Genomic DNA, 17,434 nt, shown 5'->3' with positions numbered 1-17,434 from the left:
TCGGCGACATGCCGTGACGGGTTCCACATGGTTCTGGTCGCCATGGCGAACCCGCCGCGCGCAAAGGCCCGCGCGAGCCGCCCTACCCTCGCTATATGGTGGGTTTATGTTTTTGCATTTACGTAAACAGGGCGAGTTCTGAAACAGTCGTTTGTTCGCTGCGATTCGATGAACCGAGTCATCGGATCGAGCCCGCACAAGGTCGCCCCTTACCTCATGATTCGTAGGGCAGTTCCCCCCCTTGACCACACTGGCATACCCACCTCCTCGTCTTCGATCAGGTTTTTGACGGTTGGCGAACCGGCGGCTCGGCGCCCGGATCACGGCGGGCGTCCCCTGGGGTCGCGACCCATGGTAGGATGGGACATATTTCGATCACGATATGTCGGACGCGGTCCGAATCGATCCCACTCACGGCACTCCAACCGCAGGCGTGGCTTGAATGCTCCCCCCTCCATCCCACTTCGAGCGAGGCTCCGTTGGCCGCCCAAAAAGATCCCCTAGAAGCCTACATCTCCCGTCTGATCGATCTGAGATCCTCCCATACCCGCGAATTGAATCAGGAAGAAATGCGCCGCATCGCGCTGGATCTCGGACTCACCGAAAAGGACTTGGAACAGGCCGAGAAGACCGCACGCGACCACCTCACCCGCGCTCGCACCTACCTCATCCACCGCCGTTACGGCGACGCGATCGACGAACTGAATCTCGCCGCCCCCCTGCTGCCGGAATCGGTCGAGGTCTTCCTGGACCTAGCCCAGGCCCACGCCGCACTCAACCACCGCCAGGAAGCCGAGCGCTATGCCCGCCATTGCCTCTCGCTGGATCCCAGCCACGCCGGCGCCGTGGAGATCCTCAACCAACTGGACGGCGCCCACCCCGGCTCGGCCATGGGAACCGTCTCTCACCCTCGCCTTCTGGCCGGCGGGCTCGGGCTCTTCCTCGTGCTCGGCGGCGTCATGCTCTTTCTCCTGCTGGTGCCAGGCGGTCAGAAACCGGCCCACTTCCCCGTTCCGGGCTTCGAATCGCCGGAAACGTCCACGCCGCATACGGAACAACCCAAGGACGGCCCCGCCGAACCGGCCGAACCCACGGAAACCGATCCCGCCCACCACGGCAAGCGGGAGATCCCGCTCAACCTTCACGGCGCCGATCACCTGGCCCTGACCCAAGTCCGCTCTCGTCTGAGTGTTTACTCCGAAAAGGCCTACTACAAGGTTCGCGGCCTGGTCCGCAACGAGGACGATACGGACCTGACCCAACTGACGGGCCGCCTGGAGCTGATCGACAAGGATCGGTTGACCCTGAAAACCCAGTCGGTGACGCTGTTCCGCGAAATGGCCGGAACCCGGGTCCATCCTGGCGAAGCCGTCCCTTTCGGGCACACGCTCGAAGCGACTCCGGACCTGGCGGAAGTGCGCCTGGTGGTCGAGGTCGCCGATCGCGAACCCTCCGCCCGCCTGCACAAGCCCACCCCGGTCGAGCTGACCTGGACCACCCTCAAACCCGAATACGCCGAACTGGAAGTCTGGCAGCGGAGCTATAGCGAGCACCCCGGCAGCGATCGCGAAACGATCCAACTCTCGCTGGACATCGTGAACGCCGGGAAGGGCCCCTTTTCCCTGCTGCGGCTCGACATCGTGTTCACGGATGCCGAGGGCAGCGTCCTGAATCGCCGCTCCCTCTATGCGGTGCCCAGTTCGCATCCGCCGTTACAGCCAGGGGAAAAACGGGCGGTGCACACGGTCGTGTCCCTGGCCGGGAACGCCACCGGATACCGCGTCGAGGTCGTGCAAACCAAGTGACTTCGGTGCGGAAGATCGCTTTTTTCCGAATGTCCGTCTTGCTACCGAGCATGGGTCGAGAGTCCGCTATTCAATCAGGAATCCCGGAAATTCAAACGCCAGGAAGTGCACGATTCTCTTCGGGTTATGAGGTCTCCGGTTCAAGGCGACGGCACCTCCAAATGAGTTCGGTGCGGAAGGTCGCTTTTCTTCCGAATGTCCGTCTGCTACCGAGCATGGGTCGAGAGTCCGCTATTCAATCAGGAATCCCGGAAGTTCAAAAGCCAGGAAGCGATTGGCGTTTTTCATTTTGCGATGAGGCCTCCGGCTCGAAGGCGGCGACCCTCTCTCGCTCACGAGTTTTTTCCGGCTTCCGTACTTCATGACTTCTTGGTTTTTTTGCCGAAGTCAGGCCAAGCCCCCCTCAGTCACAGGCTGTCGCGGTTCACCCGCACCCGTCGAGGCCGTGTTCCGTTCACGGGTTCGGCTTTCGGTTCAAAGGCCGAAATCCGCTTGCGCACGTGCGTTCTTTCCGGCTTCGCTCCACCATGGCGTCCTGGATTAATTGCGAACACCCAACCGTTTCCACCACGCCACCCGTCGCGCCCGAATGGACGGCCCCGACCTCCGGCTCACGATTCCCTGCAGGCCCATCCCTCTGGGGACAGTCGATTTCTCAAGTTGTTCGAACGATGCCCGAAAGGAACAATGAAGGAACCCGTTCAAAAAAATCATCTCGGAGGGCTGCTCATGCGTGTCGCCATGCTGGTCTTGCTGCTGTTTCCCTCCGCCTATGCACAATTCGGCGCCAACGCAACCGTCACCTCGGACTACTACTGGCGCGGCATATCCCAAACCGACGAGAACCCAGCCCTGCAATTGGAGCTCGATTGGCATTCGCAGACCGGTGTGTACACGGGCATTTGGACTTCCAACGTCGACTTCGGCGACGAGACCGATTTCGAAGTGGACTTCTGGCTGGGATACAAACGCGCCTACGACAGCGGGTTTTCCTGGGATCTCGGATACGTCTATTACACCTTCGAGGGTTCGGCCGCCATGGAATTCGGCGAAGCGTATCTCGGCCTGAACTTCAAAGGCTTCGAGATCAAGTACTCCATCGACCCGGACCACGAAAACGCCTATTCCGAAAGCAGTTACACTCACGAGTTCGGGAAGCGGTGGCACGCTTCCGCACGGGCCGGTCACTACGATTTCGATGTGGCCGGGGACTACACCGACTGGGCCTTCCTGCTCGGTCACGCGTTCAAGGTGTTCGACGTGGAACTCGCCTACATGGATACCAACATCGACGATCCACCCGCCGTGGCCGATGCACGCGTCGTGCTTTCGCTCTCCAAGAGCTGGTAAGTTCTCCGCTGGTGCAACGTGGCCTCCCCATCCCAACCAACCCACTTCCATCTCTCGGTCATTCCCCGGATCGAGACCCGACCACCCACCCGGGCGAACATCCGCGTCCGGGAAACCCGTGCCCCTAAATCGTAGAGGAGACGAATCGATGCCGGACCTCGGAGCTCTTGACAGAAAATTAGGACTGAGAACCAAAGTGTTGGTCTTCATAGTCTCGATCAGCGTACTGCCCCTCTTACTCTTTGCCGCGATTACCCTGACCCGATCCCAGGAAACGGTATCGAATTTTTCGGAAGAAACCATCCAAATGTCCAAGGATCAGGTGTTCAACGCGCTCCATTCGGCGCGTACCAGCAGGAGGAATCAGGTCCAGGACTACTTCGGCTTCCTCCAAAAGCAAAACCTGTCGTTCGCGGAAAACCCCATGATCACGAGCCACATGGCCGACCTCACCAAGGCCTTTTTCGAGGTGGCCTCCACCGTCGAACGAAATCCCCGTCGACTCGATGCCTACAAGGAAAAGGTCGCCGAATTCTACGACACCACCTTTGCCGAAAAGTACCGCGAACATAACCCGAAGCAGGAGGCACCCGGCGACGCGCTGTACGCCGAACTCCCAACGGCCAGCCTGGTCTTTCAGCACGACTGGATCGCCACATCGCTCCACCCGCCCGGAGAAAAGGACAAGCTCGATCGCAGCGAGCGCGGCTCGAGTTACGATCGGCTGCACGCGCAATTTCACCCGGTCGTGCGGGCCTATATGGAGCGCTTCGGCTACTACGACATCTTCCTGATCGAGGCCGAGACCGGCTACGTGGTCTATTCGGTGTTCAAGGAAGCGGATTTCGCGACCTCGCTGGCAGCGGGTCCCTATCGCGATTCCGGCCTGGCCAAAGCCTACCGCGGCGCCATGGCGCGCGACAGCCACGACGCCTATCACCTGGTCGACTACAGCCAGTACACGCCCTCCTACGAGGCCCCCGCCAGTTTCCTCGCCGCTCCCATCGTCGTGGACGGCCAAAAAATCGGGGTCCTGGCCTTTCAGATCCCGCTGGACCGCATCGACCTGATCATGCGCGAGCGCACCGGCCTAGGCGAGAGCGGCGAGGCCATCCTGATCGGTCCCGACATGCTGCCGCGTTCCGATTCGCATATGGATCCCGCACGCTTTTCCGTGGACAGCGCCTACCGCAAGGGCGAGGCGGGGAAGATGAACTTCCCGATCATGCGCCAGGTCTTTCAGCAGAACCAGACGGGTATTTCGGAGACGACCGACTATCTGGGTCGCGAGGTGGTGACGGCCTTCGCCCCGGTGGACCTGGGTCCCTTCAAATGGGGGATCGCCGTCAACCTCTCGAAAGAGGAGGCCTTTCAACGGGCCCAACAACTGGCGACCAGCGGAAACGAGTATCGCGAGAAACTGTTGACGACCGCGATCTTGATCCTGATCCCCACCCTGATCATCGTGATCTTCCTCGCGATTTTGGCGGTGCGCACCGTGGTCGGGCCCATCAAGCAAATGGTGACGTTCGCCGAAAAGGTGGCCGCCGGCGACCTGAGCGATCGACTACCCCTACAACGGCAGGACGAGCTGGGCACCTTGGGCGAGGCCATCAACCACATGGTCGACCACCTGAACCGCACCATTCGCACCGCTGCGGAAAGCGCCAGTCTGGTGCTCGACAAGGCTCAGTTACTGGATACCCGCGCCGATCTGCTGGAAGACTCGGCCGAGCGCACCATGCACGAAACCCAGGAAATCAGCGATCGGGCCCAAGGCATGACGCAAACCTTCGGCGAAGTGGCCGGCCAGGCGGATCACACCGCGAACGAGGCGATGCAGGTCTCGGTGACCGTGCAGAAGCTGGCCTCGGAAGCCACTCAGATCACCCACACCGTGGGCGAAATCAGCGCCAACTCACGACAAATCTCGGCGGCGGTGGAGGAGATCAACGCGACGGTGGCCGAAATCAGCACCACCTGCACCCGGGCCGCCGAAACCAGTTCGGTGGGCAACGAAAGCGTGGGCAACGTGACCGAACAGATCCAGACCGTGACCGATTCGGCGGGCAAGATCGATGCGGTCATCACCCTCATCAAGTCGATCGCCGAGCAAACCAACCTGCTCTCGCTCAACGCCACCATCGAGGCCGCCACGGCCGGCAAGGCGGGCGCCGGTTTCGCGGTGGTCGCCGCCGAAGTCAAGGAACTGGCCCAAAAGACCCGTGAAGCGACCGGCAATATCTTCAAACAAGTGCGTGCGCTGCAGGAGGATTCGGCGTCGGCCCAGGATGGAATCCTCAAGGTCAGCGAATCGATCGAGGAGCTGAACCAGGTCAACCTGTCGGTGGCGACCATGGTCGAGGAGCAGGAGCGGACGATTCACGAGGTCGCCAAGAACCTGATGAGAACCACGGTCGATACCGAGGAAATCGAGCAAAGCATCGGCGGCATTTCCCAAGGCCTGGCCGAGATCAACCAGATCTCGGTGACGGCCAGCGAGAACGCCCGATCGATCAACCACAGTGCGGTGCGGTTGGTGGACGAGGCCACCGCGGTCAATCGCGGTGTCATGGGGATCCACACCAAATCGAAGGAAACCTACGAGTTCGTTCGGGAAGTCAACCAGGCCGCCCGCGAGATGCGCGAGATGGCCCAGTCGTTGGACGAGATCGTGTCCAAGTTCCAGCTATGAGGGCGGCTCGCGGGAAAAACGATGGCTCGGGTTCACCCCGGACGGCACCCGGCCGTGAACGGGCCGGGCCTCAGAACCGAACACCCAACACGGTGATGTCGTCGCGCTGTTCGATCCCTTGGGTGAAAAAATCAAGTTGAGAAGAAAGAACCCGTTCCTGGTCCAACATCGAGACTCCCGACATCGAGTTGAGCAGTTGCTTAAAGCGGCGGGTTCCGATTTTTTTTCCGTCGACGTTCGGCTGGTCCGCAAATCCATCGGTACAAAGGTACATCGTCAACCCATCGACCAAATCGATTTCGTGATTGACAAAGTGGTTGGGAGATCGCCTTTGCCTGCCACCGATGGACTTGCGGCTCCCCTTGATTTCCACGATTCCCGATTGGTGGGGCAGGTTCAGATACACGGGTCTTCTGGCGCCACAAAACACCAGGGTCTTGGCTTCCAGATCATATCTGCAAAGCGCGCCGTCCATGCCATCGGTCGCCTGTCCCGTCTCCTGTTTCAGCACGCGCCGCACTTCGGTGTTCAAATACTCGAAGATCATGGCCGGGTCAAAAATACCTTCAAGGCTGATGATATGGTGCAATAGCGTGTTTCCGATCATCGACATGAAGGCCCCCGGCACACCGTGACCGGTACAGTCGAAAACGGCCAGAAATGCGTATGAACGGTATCTGTTGAACCAAAAGAAGTCTCCCGAAACCAAGCCGCAAGGCCGGAATAGGCAGAAGGAATGGGGGAACACGTGACGAACGTTTTCGAGCTCCGGAAGAATGGCATCCTGAATTCGCTTCGCATAGGTAAGACTCGACACTAGCTGGAGATTCTTCTTGCGAACTTCGGCAGTGCGCTGGGCGACTTTTTGTTCCAACCTGCTATATAAGGTGGCATTCTCGACCGAAATAGCCGCCAGCGAGGCCAGCATTTTCAACACTTCGAGGCGCTGGGTCGTGAACACGCCCACGTTGAGACTGTTCTCTAAAAAGAGGACGCCGAGCAATTTGCCCTGGTTGATGACGGGGACGCACATGACCGATTTGGAGCGTCGCTTTTTGATGTAAGGATCAAAAAGATAGCCGCCGCTTTCCGAGGCATTTTCCAACACCATCGGGTCCTTGCTGTTAATCACGAATTCGATCAGCGATTTGGGCAGCTCGCCGGGTTGGAAATCGCTCAGTTCCCTCGAACAGATCTCAGGACCCCGCTCGTGGGCATAGCGCACGCAAACCGTCCACTTCCCGTCTTTATCCATCAAAAACGAGCCCTTTCGCGCACATACATTCTCGCAGATGATCACCATCATGGACTCGAGTAGGTTGTCCAAAACCATGTTACCCATGATGGCGCGAGAGGCTTTGAGAAAGGTATTCAAATCGATGGCTTCGACCCGCACGCCAGCGTTTTTTGTGGTGGAAAAATGGTTGGTCGCCAGCGAAATGCTGAATTGTTTTTCCAACATGAGAATTTTGGCCTTGGCGCCGCATGCCCGGTATGCGCCATGGGCTCGATTGAGAAACACTCCCGCGGCCTCGGGCTCGTCCTCGGCGAGCCATAACAAACCGAGACGCTCCCAAACATGGCCGGCATCCAGAATGTGGTTGTTTTCGGTGGCCAGCCTGGCGGCGGTTTTGAAATGCGTGCGCGCGCCCGGCCGGTCAGACAGCGCCCAGGCGCGTTCCGCCGCGAGAAAATGGTGTTTGTGTTTGAAGTTCATCGGCCCCCATTGGGCAGCCCACTCAACTTTTTCTATGGACTGATCGGCCGCGTCAAATAGTATGTCGCGTTTAGCCGGTGCAACGTCATGACTTAGCGCGAGGCAAGCTAATCCATAGTAATAATGAACTTGGTAGAGCAGAACATGATCTTGGATGAACGGAAGCAACGATTCGATCGGTCGCATTTGATCCACGGCTTCTTGGTAGCGGCCGAAGAGACAGCAAAGAAACATTTTGTTGTAGTGATAATAGATCGTGCTGTACACGTCTTTGTTTTTTAGATGCTGAGCCGGCATGACCGACTCGTCATAATGTGGACCGGCCAGATCATGAGGGTTTTCCTGGGTTCCGCGAACGTTCTCCAAGGCCTGAAAGAAGATTTGGAGGAACTGGGCCACATAATGTTGCTTGATCCTGTGGGTCAATTGAAGGCACTTTTCGAACTCTTTGCAGGCGTGATCCAGGTCCTTGCCCACCAAACTCAGATAGGTGAGATAGAAAAGCAAAGCAAAACCGGCAATTCCGAATTCGCCGGCCTCCACCGCCGCATAAGATATCTCCAACTCTTCGTCACCCACATCCAAGAGCGGTTTTTTCCAAGCCCACAAGGTCGAAGCGATGTGGTCAATATAAACTTGGAGTTCCTTTGACGGATAGCGTTTGCTCAGCCAGGTGGCCATATCGCTCATCTGGGTCATGCGGTCTTCATCGCGGCGGCGGCAAAGTAACATGGCGAGGGAAACGAAGCCCATGGCGGAATCCTCGCACAGCCCCCTTTTCAAGGTCAGGCTGACCATTCTGACAATGACCAACTGATGAAGGCTCGGCCCGATTGCGGCGGTGATCGGGACGATGCCGCGTAAGAGGCGCATTGCAAGCAACGCTTGGCAATCGTCCATTTTGGATTGGGCGCTGATCCGATCCGTTCCCACCCGGTCGATCTCGGCTATCAGCAGGTCGAATTCCCGATTCACTTCTTCACTGGAACAGTCGCTTGGGAGGTCCACACCCAGGCGGCCGAGCACCGAACAGGCCCCTTCGAGCGCGTCCGCGTGCCGGTTTTGAGAGATCCTGGCCTTCAGTAAGACATCGTACGCACTGCCGGCATCGGTATCGGTATTGCTGTTATCCACTATTTCAGCCAGCAAGTGTTCCATTTGGGCATCGTTGCCGCTTAGAAACGCAGCGGTGGCGGCGTCGTTGTGAATGACCAGAGCGGTCTGGTAATCGTGGCGCCAAGCGTTCTGGGGCAACAGTGTCAGCGAAAATCGAAGGTAGGCGAAGGCCTCCTGGTAGGCCACCGACGCGATCGCTTTTTTTGCCGCGATCCAATTGATGATCATCAATTGCTCCCGTTCCTCGGGATCGGAAATGTGGGTCACGCTTTTATTCAAGTGATTGGCTATTTCGAAGACCGTCGTCACCTTGGTCCATGCCTCGAGCGTTTTCGGTCCCGTCACCCCGGCGTTGCGGACCAGCAATCGTCCCAACTCCAGATGAGTCGCCATTCTCCCTGTGTCGCCCATCAACTCATAGGCGGTTTGCTGAATGCGATCGTGCAGGAAACGGTATTTGGCCACGAGTTCCGGTGAATCGGCATCCACCAAGAAATGGGAACCGTCCAAAGGCGCCAGCAACCGATCTTCCAAGGCTTTTTCCAAATGAAGGGCCGCCTCTTTCTTGGGTTGCTTGGAAATCATGGCCAGGGTCTCTATATCGAACGTGTTGCCGATACAAGCACCCAACAACACCAAATCTTGCGTCGGTTTGGGCAATTTCTTGACTTTTTCCGCAAGAAATTCGGCAACATTTTCAGCCATCTTCTGGGAATTCAACCGTACCAAATCCCAAACCCAGCGACTGCTCTTCCTTTCATGGTGAAGAATGCCCTCATCAGCCAAGCTTTGAAGGAATTGCTTTAAATAAAAGGGGTTTCCATTTGTTTTCTGGTAACAGGCACGGGCGGGTTCGCGACAGTCGGCCGGGTTCTGGCCAATCGATTTGGAAATATAATTCAGGGTTTGTTCGAAGGTAAACGGAGCCAGGCTGAGGATCTCGATGTTTTGGGTGAGGCGTTGCAAGTCGCCCAAGGCGGTGGCCAACGGGTGATCTTCCTCGACCTCGGAATCGCGGTACGCCCCCAAAAAGAGCACGTTCTTGATTTGGGAGTGGCCGATCAGGGAACGAAGTAATTTCAGCGAGGGCAGGTCGATCCACTGCAAATCATCCAGGAAAATAACCAGCGGTTCCTCGGGAGTGGCACAGGCCGACAGAAAGTTGGAAAAAACCAACTCGAACCGATTGGAGTTGGCCGACATCGAAAGGTCGGCCATCGGTGGCTGTTTGCCCGTGATCCGTTCAACTTCCGGGATCAGGTTGGTGATCAATTTCCCACTCATCCCAAATGCTTTTTGAAGCCGTTGGCGACGCTTCTCCATGGCAGTCGCCGATTCGCCGAGCCACTTCGAGACCAGGCCTTTGAAGGCATGAACGAGAGCCGCATAAGGAATATCGCGGTTGAACTGTTCAAATTTACCCGAAATGAAGTAGCCACCTTCGATGACGATCGGCTTGTGGGTCTCTCTGATGAGGGTCGTTTTTCCCACGCCAGGGAGTCCGGCAACACAAACCATGCAGACTTGACCGTCACGGACTTGAGCGACGGCCTCGATCAAGGTTTCTTTTTCCGATTCCCGGCCAATACATCCCTGGGGCAGGCGGAACATTCCCGAGGTATCGGTCGAACCGACGGAAAAGGGCTCGATCTCGTTCTGGGAGTCGAGGGCATCGAGGCATTTTTCGAGATCGAAGATCAATCCACGAAGGCTTTGGTAGCGCTTCTCCACTTCCTTCTGGATCAGGGTGAGGACAATGTCGGAAAGGACGCGGGGAATGCCGGGATCATGCTCGAACAGAGCGGAAGGCTTTGCGGCCAGGTGCTGATAGATCCAGCTATTCAGGTCATGGGCGACAAAGGGGTGCACGCCCGTCAGGATTTGGTAGAACGTGAGTCCGAGCGAGTAGTAATCCGATCGATAGTCGGGAGAGCGGTTCATGCGGCCGGTTCGCTCCGGGGCGATGAAGGCCAGGGAGCCTTCGATGACATCGTCGCCGAGCAGCGAGCCACCCCAACTGTGTTTGGTGGCGATCCCGTAGTCGATGATTTGCACGTTGCCGCGTGCTGGATTCCACACGAGGTTGGAAGGGTTGATGTTGTTGTGAATGATGCCCGCTTCGTGGATGGCTTCGAGTTCCCCGGCCAACCCGATCAACAACTTCAAGCGCTCGGCCAGGCTACCCGGCACCTTGCCCTCGAGGCGATCCAGTGATTGGCCGCCGAAATCCTTCATCACGAGCGTGTTCAGCTCAGCTTCGACCAGGAGGGGCAACGAATCGACATTTTCGGGTTCCAAGTGACGCAGGACCCGGAACTCATGGGACAGCCGAGCTGAGGAAATGAGATCGGTGGAAGTTTTTATGAAGACGGGAACTTGGTCCCCAGTTCGGTAACCCCGGTATATTTCCGTGGTTCTTCCCTTGTGGGCGACTGAAACGATCTTAAAGCCGGGCAATCCTTTCATCATCGTCGGTTCCTTCCGTGGAGAGCTGGCGACCAACCTCCCAAACCCTTTGATTTTGGGATCACAGGTACTGCGGCCCTTTGGGACGGCAGTCTCGATCTCGTGTTCCCTGGTTTCTTCCCGGCGGAGCATTTTTCGCATAAAGGCATTAAAATCAATCCTCTTAGCAATTAAGTGTAGATGAATGGAGACCTATTGTCAGCTCTAGCGTCTATGCCTTTGTCAAGACTCCCGCTGCAGATTGATACCGTCCATGGGACATTGAAGTCCGGGAGGGTAAGAGTGTCATCATGGCTCAGAATCAATCATCGGCCAAATGGGCCCTCATGTTCAGCAAATCCTTCCTGCCGGGTGCATTTCCATCGTCGCCGCGCGCCATTTCGAAGGGATCCTCGAGGCCGGCTCCGGATGGTGGACCCGGCAGAGCGGCTTTGACAGGAACAGCCAATCCCCAGGTAACCTCCACAAAGGAAAGGCGGAAACAGGCTGACATGACCGATTCGTCCTGCGGATTCCATCGATCGGATCGACGCCGACCCCGCAGGGAGCGATCGCTCCTGCGCAGCGGCATCGGGAAAGCAGGCCCACCGACATCCGCGAGGGCCTGCTTCATACCGTGCCGGTCGATCGACCCGGTGAGCAAACGATGCCGAAGCATCGGCGACTTTTCGTATCTCGGTTTGGTGCGGCGCCATGGATCGTCATACAGTGGTGGAAGGAAACCGCGCCGGGAGGCAGCGGACAGGCTCGGGCCTCTTCGAAGCCGATGGCTTCGATCGTTTGCTGACCGTCGATTTCCCGATGCGGCAACAGACCGCGCTCGTGGCTGCGATCGATGTAGTAGAGGCATCCGTTTCGTTCGCTCGCCCCATCGAGGGGAATCCAAAACGAAATCGAATCGTAGGGCGGTGGCCTGAAAAGGGCATCCTGATGAAACGGGGTTTCCTTGAAACCGGGCTTCTTCAAGAAGATACGCCATCCGGCAACGACGTCTTCGGGTTCGAGCCCGAACAATTGGGCCCCGATGCCGACGATCTTTCCATAGATCTGGGAGTCGCTCAAATAGTCGGAGTGACTGGCCGAAAGGGTCATTTCCAGCACGTACTTCTCGATCGTCAGGGTCGTGGCGAGGGTCTGGCTGTCGAGTCCGAATGCATCGACGAGGATGTCCTCGAATTTCGTTCTCAAACCCTCCAATTCCCCTCCCTCGAGCAGCAAGGGATGGCTGCCGTAACCCATTTCCCAAAACCGGGTCAATTGACCGGCACTCAATTCAGGGTTGCAAGGACCTTCAAATTCAAAAGATGGGAAAGTAGTCATGGAACAACTCCTCCTCGATCGGTTTACTGAACAGCTCCGCCTCGACCGGGGCGTCGAACAATCGCCCCGCAGCGAATCTGGGCCAGAAATGTCGCAATCCGGGGACCACCACACGGACAACGGCAAGGTCGATATCCGGTCTGGTCTGGTCGAGTACCAGGAGATCCAGACCACGTCGCGCGGAAAGGGCGATGCAGGCGTCGATGGCTTGCCCGAAATGCGTGAACTCTCGACGGGGTAGATCGTCGCGTGAAACCAGGCCGGCCGGGCGAAGGAAGGGCTGAGTTTCCAGATTTTCGTCTCGATACCATCGCCGCGTCAATTCCGCTTCATGCCTCGGGTCGGCTTCGAGGTGCTCGAGCGCACCGTTACGAACGAGAGATAATTTTTGATTTACTTCGGTCAACGCCCTGGCCATGGCGATGTTCGCATCGAAATGGGCGCCAAACCCGAGCAGCATTTCGCGCTGGGGTCCCTTGTCCAAGTAGGAAATGGCCGCAAAGGTGGGAATTCCCAAATCCGTCGAGATGAAGAGCAGGTGGAGATTTCGACCGAGCGAACGGTAGAAAGCCTGAATTTGCGCGAAGAAGGGCTCTGTAAAGGTGGCGAGGTCCACACTTGGGCAGGCGAGACGGTTGTACCACCAAATGGCCACCTGATCGCGTTCCACAAGTTCCAAAAACCCTTGGATGATCGCTTCATCCATACAACTACCGGCCGCGCAGCCATTGAAATTTGCGGTCCCGAATTCCGAGCCCGAGAGACCCGCATATCCTTGATAACAGAGGGCTGTCGGCAAGTAGCGGGTCTTTCCGGACACCATCGAATGGAGCGGGCTCCATTCGATGTCGGCCTTTGTGTCGAAGGGCTGGGGAATATGACAGGCTTCGATTTCGCGCTGATTCCACCGATCGCGTTCGGCGTATTGGCGAGCGCTGAATAACTGGACCCGATTGGGATGGATGGCATCGGGCTTCATGTCTTCGAAGCGGCCCCTCAATCGCGTCTCGTCCCCTTGAAAACTGCCGGCGTAGCGCTCGATCGATTCACAAAGAGCGCTGGTCCTGGCCTGATCGCGATCAATACCCTTACCCTCCGATCGACCGGCCAATTCCCGCATCAGGGCATCGAAGCTCTGGTAGGTCCGCCCCATTTGATGACGACTGACAAAGACGGGTGCATGGTGGCGGGTCTCGGCATCGTTGGCCTCGATGATTTGCCGAACAATACCTGTAATGGGCGAAACCAGGTGTGCCAACCGGGCATAGGTTCGCTGCGGAGGCTCGCGCCGATAACCCGCCAAGGTGATGTCACCGATGGCCTGACCGGACAACCGTGGCTTGTCGCCGGTTCCGATAGGATAACCTTCCGGCCGGCCGCAAGCGGGGCACTGCAGCCGTTTGGTGATCTGGTGATGCTGGATGTCGAAGACGCGGGTGTCCAGTACCGCGATCTTGTTTTCCAAGGAGGGCAGTCCCGCAGCCCATTTCCCGATTTCGGTGGCAGCCAGGGCCATGGCGGCGGCGCGCGTACTGGGCAGGGCCGCACGGGGCGTCGAAAGGTCCACCTCCGCGGGGCCCAGGTCGTGCAAATACTTCTCGATCGGCCGGTTTCTGCTCAAGCGATGGGTCAAACAAGTCCAGCAAGACGTTTTGCCCTGCACCAGAATCGGACCGATCCAGGGCCTTGTCCCCTCCGTGTTGAGTACCATCCAGGGCTGATTCGATTCGAGAAATTTTTGATTGTAATCTTCCAAACGAGGATCGAGGTAATTGGAGGTGCGAACGACCACCAACGCGGGCTCGCCGCCGATCTCCAGCCCGAGATCTGTGAAGGTCCCGGCAGTACCGCCGTCCTGCGTCACGAGGTCCTCGACACCGATCGTGAAACGGTCGAGCCCTTTTCGATTCGGATGGACGCCTTCACCCAATTCCTGCCAAAAGGCCTGCGCTTCGAGGTCTTCCGTGCAGGACCGTTCATCTAAAAAACCCTGCTTGTGGAGAAGGCCGATTCCATAGAAAACCTGGGCGGAAGAGTAGTCGGCGGCCAGGGCACCGACCAGCGATTCATCATCCATTCGTCCATCCAAAAGAGGAATCAGGTCTTCGTATAGTGAGCCCGATATCAAATGGGCCCGATCTTCATCGCATAAAAACACGCCTTTGCCGGAGCAAACGGCATAGCGGTACTTGGGTTTGAGTCGTGGGTATCTCATGAGCCGGTCTCCAAAACGTATGCCCGAAAATCGAACGACGGGTTGCAAGCTGCCGAGGCGACGCGCAAAGCCACCCCGACTCCGACGATGGGTTGCACCGGATCATTCTCACAAAACCGCGAACTATGGGTGGCGCCAAGCGATTCAGGTACGCTTCCTCTGGAGCCGAGATTTCTCCCATGATGGATTGCGCCGAAACCTTGCGAAAGAGCGGCCAGCGACGGGGTCGACCCGATCGCCTTCGTTCGCATCGCATCCGCCGGGAATACGGCGAACGAAACCCAGGGATTTCGCTCGCCTTCCATCCGAGAGGGCCTGTGCCAAACTCGATAGGGCACCGATCGTTATGGGTCAGCAAAAGCGATTTGGATACACGTGATAGGGTGTGGTCCCATTGGCTATATCTTGTAGATCATTGTTTTTCAAATCGTTAGGGCGATCAACAAGTTTCGAGGCTCGCTCGAGGTCGACATTCAAGGTGTTTAATGCCCAATTCTTGAGCGTGTTCGTCGGGTCCTTTTCGTAGTCGGATGCCAATTGTGGGTCGAGCCACGCCTCTGCGATAAAACGTCCCAACTGTACTGGAGTTAGGTATTTCTGCTTGTTCGCCATGTGCCGCATATCCTTTCACGAGAGCACCGGAGATTACCACCGATAGGTTACCCCTCCATAGTAGGTTCGGGGCGGCCCAAAGAACTGCAACGTTCCAATCAGGCCGGTACTCCTGACGACAGATTCACGGTACAGTTCATCACTAAGGTTTTGACCAGTAAGGCTCAATCTCCATTTGGCGTTGCGTGGTTCATAGGAGATTTGGGCGCTCCATAGGTGGAAGGCCTCCTGTTCGACAAAATCCGCTTCGAATTGATTGAAGTAGATGCGTGATTGGTAGCGGTGATCCAGCCTGAAACCCACTCCGCCCCTGTTTGGATCCCGATAAAGCAGCGAGGTTACCGACGAGAATTCCGGTGCTCGCGGCAGAGAATTCCCCGCGAGATTGATCGGGGTTACGGGATCGGTGCCGTCGGGATCCTGGGTGACATAATCCTGATAGGTCGCATCCAGGAAAGCGACATCCACCTGGACCGAAAGCGAGTCCTGTAGCCGCGCCCGTACCTCCCACTCGAGACCCTTGACTTCGGCGGCGGCAGCGTTGCGGATCGTGGCGAGATTGGCGGCACCTTCGAACTGGTTGACTTGAAGATCGCGGTAATCATAAAAAAAGCCGGCGCCACTGAGCGTAATCCGTCCCTCGGCAAGCGAGGTCTTGAGGCCGACCTCATAGCTCCACAAGGTTTCCGGCTCGAAAGTCGCGACGGGCGGAAAGAAGGCATTGGCATCGAAGCCTCCGCTCTTGAAGCCACGCGCGATATTGAAATAATACATGGTCTCCGCAAAATGGTACTCGAGAGAAAGGCGGGGCATGATCGCATCCCAATCATCCTCGACTCGCGATGTGCCAATCGATCCGCCATCAATCACGTGGTTGATCACCATTTCTTTTTCTTCATGGGAATAACGGGCGCCGAGGGTCCCCTTCCAGTGTTCGCCAAACGAACCCGTGACGCTGCCGAACAGGGCGTGTGCCTGTACTTCACTGTCGGCCGCGGGAGAAAGTGTCGTTTCCGCCGGCTGCGTGATGAGGAAATTGAAATTTTGGGAGGCGTCCTCTTTGAGCGAGAACAGACCGGCAAGCCATGAGAACCGGCGGCCTTCACCGCTGACTTGGAACTCCTGGGTAAAGGCTTCCGACCGTTCGAAGGCACGATTTCTGGAAAAGTCGATATCCGTGGCATCGATATCGAGATGGTTGTCGTAGTCGGAGACCCGAAACCCGGTAAGTGAGGTGATCTCCAAATGCTCCAGGCGCCTTTCGATGCGCAGAGATTGTCCGTATTGGGCCAGATCATTGTTCATGAGCTGATCGAATTTGACGTGACGTCCATCTTCGGGAATGACCGCGCCAAGGGCCACCGCCGGCGAAAATGCCCTACTGTCCACCTTGGCACCCAAGAGGCGGCTGTCGTCTTCATTTCTGTGATCGACGGCCAAGGTCAGGTCCCAATGGGCACCTGCCAGAAACCGCAGCGTCAATCGGCCCGCCCAGGTGTCCTTGTCATCGAGGTCCTCGCCAACGAGATTTTCGGTGAACCCATCGTGTTGCCATTTCTGTAGAACGAGACGGGCCAGGACCCGATCCCTGACGAGCGGGAAATTGGCCAGGGCACGCATTCTCGTGGTCTCGAAATTCCCGTAATCGACACCTACCTCGAAGTGTCGCGCTGCCTCCGGCTGCCGGTTGACGATCTTCAACGCGCCCGCCGTGGCATTGCGACCGTACAAGGTGCCTTGGGGTCCTTTCAGGACTTCGACACGCGCTACATCAAACAGGTCCTGAATCGAGGCGACCGGTCGGGTGTGATACACGTCGTCCACGTAGACGGCCAGGGTGGGATCGGCGCCGATGGCGAGAATGTCATTGCCTACCCCCCTCAGGTAGGGCTGCCCGAACGCGCTGTTACTGCTGAACACCAAGCTGGGAACGAGGTTCTGTAATTCTCGAGTGTCGCCGGTTCCCGAAGACTCCAAAGCTGCGCCTGTTATGACTTTCACGGAAACAGCCGCTTTCTGTGCGCTTTCCTCTTTCCTCTGTGCGGTCACAATCATTTCTTCAACGGAAGCGGGCAACTTTTCCAAATCGGAACTTTGGCCAAGGACCCATCCACCGAGACAAGCCAGCAACCAGAACG

9 protein-coding genes and 1 pseudogene are annotated in these 17,434 nt (G+C 57.4%); 4 read left to right on the top strand and 6 right to left on the bottom strand.

Going from position 1 to position 17,434, the window contains the following annotated elements:
* The first annotated feature begins 479 nt into the window (after positions 1 to 479).
* From J3U87_RS25355 to J3U87_RS25345, 3 genes are all read left to right on the top strand, one after another.
* Complete coding sequence (locus J3U87_RS25355) at positions 480 to 1,805, top strand: tetratricopeptide repeat protein (protein ID WP_237378582.1); 1,326 nt, start codon at positions 480 to 482, stop codon at positions 1,803 to 1,805.
* Between the two features lie 729 nt (positions 1,806 to 2,534).
* Positions 2,535 to 3,155, top strand: coding sequence for a TorF family putative porin (locus tag J3U87_RS25350; RefSeq protein ID WP_237378581.1), 621 nt, complete (start codon positions 2,535 to 2,537; stop codon positions 3,153 to 3,155).
* Between the two features lie 196 nt (positions 3,156 to 3,351).
* The gene (locus J3U87_RS25345; protein ID WP_237378580.1) at positions 3,352 to 5,850 is read left to right on the top strand and encodes a methyl-accepting chemotaxis protein; all 2,499 of its coding nucleotides are present in this window, start codon (positions 3,352 to 3,354) and stop codon (positions 5,848 to 5,850) included.
* A 70-nt stretch (positions 5,851 to 5,920) separates the two neighbouring features.
* On the opposite strand, the gene J3U87_RS25340 is transcribed toward J3U87_RS25345, so the two are convergent.
* Entirely contained in the window at positions 5,921 to 9,172 is a 3,252-nt protein-coding gene (locus J3U87_RS25340; RefSeq protein WP_237384536.1) for a GAF domain-containing SpoIIE family protein phosphatase, read from the bottom strand.
* 57 nt (positions 9,173 to 9,229) lie between these two features.
* On the opposite strand from J3U87_RS25340, the gene J3U87_RS25335 reads away from it, so the two are divergent.
* Positions 9,230 to 9,490 carry a hypothetical protein gene (locus J3U87_RS25335; protein WP_237378579.1) on the top strand — a complete coding sequence of 87 codons (261 nt, stop codon included), beginning with the start codon at positions 9,230 to 9,232 and terminating at the stop codon, positions 9,488 to 9,490.
* Between the two features lie 282 nt (positions 9,491 to 9,772).
* Here the strand turns inward: J3U87_RS25335 and J3U87_RS35385 are convergent.
* The 5 genes and pseudogenes from J3U87_RS35385 to J3U87_RS25310 form a co-directional block, all read right to left on the bottom strand.
* A pseudogene (locus J3U87_RS35385) lies at positions 9,773 to 11,149 on the bottom strand (AAA family ATPase); the annotation flags it as partial.
* 609 nt (positions 11,150 to 11,758) lie between these two features.
* On the bottom strand, positions 11,759 to 12,469 hold the full coding sequence (locus tag J3U87_RS25325; RefSeq protein WP_237378577.1) for a phytanoyl-CoA dioxygenase family protein: 711 nt from the start codon (positions 12,467 to 12,469) through the stop codon (positions 11,759 to 11,761).
* Positions 12,447 to 14,684, bottom strand: coding sequence for a TOMM precursor leader peptide-binding protein (locus tag J3U87_RS25320; RefSeq protein WP_237378576.1), 2,238 nt, complete (start codon positions 14,682 to 14,684; stop codon positions 12,447 to 12,449). Before J3U87_RS25320 ends, J3U87_RS25325 begins: the two co-directional genes overlap by 23 nt.
* A gap of 351 nt (positions 14,685 to 15,035) precedes the next feature.
* Entirely contained in the window at positions 15,036 to 15,296 is a 261-nt protein-coding gene (locus tag J3U87_RS25315) for a hypothetical protein (protein WP_237378575.1), read from the bottom strand.
* Positions 15,297 to 15,329: 33 nt separating this feature from the next.
* Positions 15,330 to 17,351, bottom strand: a complete 2,022-nt coding sequence (locus J3U87_RS25310) for a TonB-dependent receptor (protein ID WP_272932420.1) — start codon at positions 17,349 to 17,351, stop codon at positions 15,330 to 15,332.
* Positions 17,352 to 17,434 lie beyond the last annotated feature (83 nt).

This window comes from Sulfidibacter corallicola, assembly GCF_017498545.1.
Lineage (GTDB): Bacteria > Acidobacteriota > Holophagae > Acanthopleuribacterales > Acanthopleuribacteraceae > Sulfidibacter > Sulfidibacter corallicola.
This window is presented reverse-complemented; position numbering and strand designations above follow the sequence as displayed.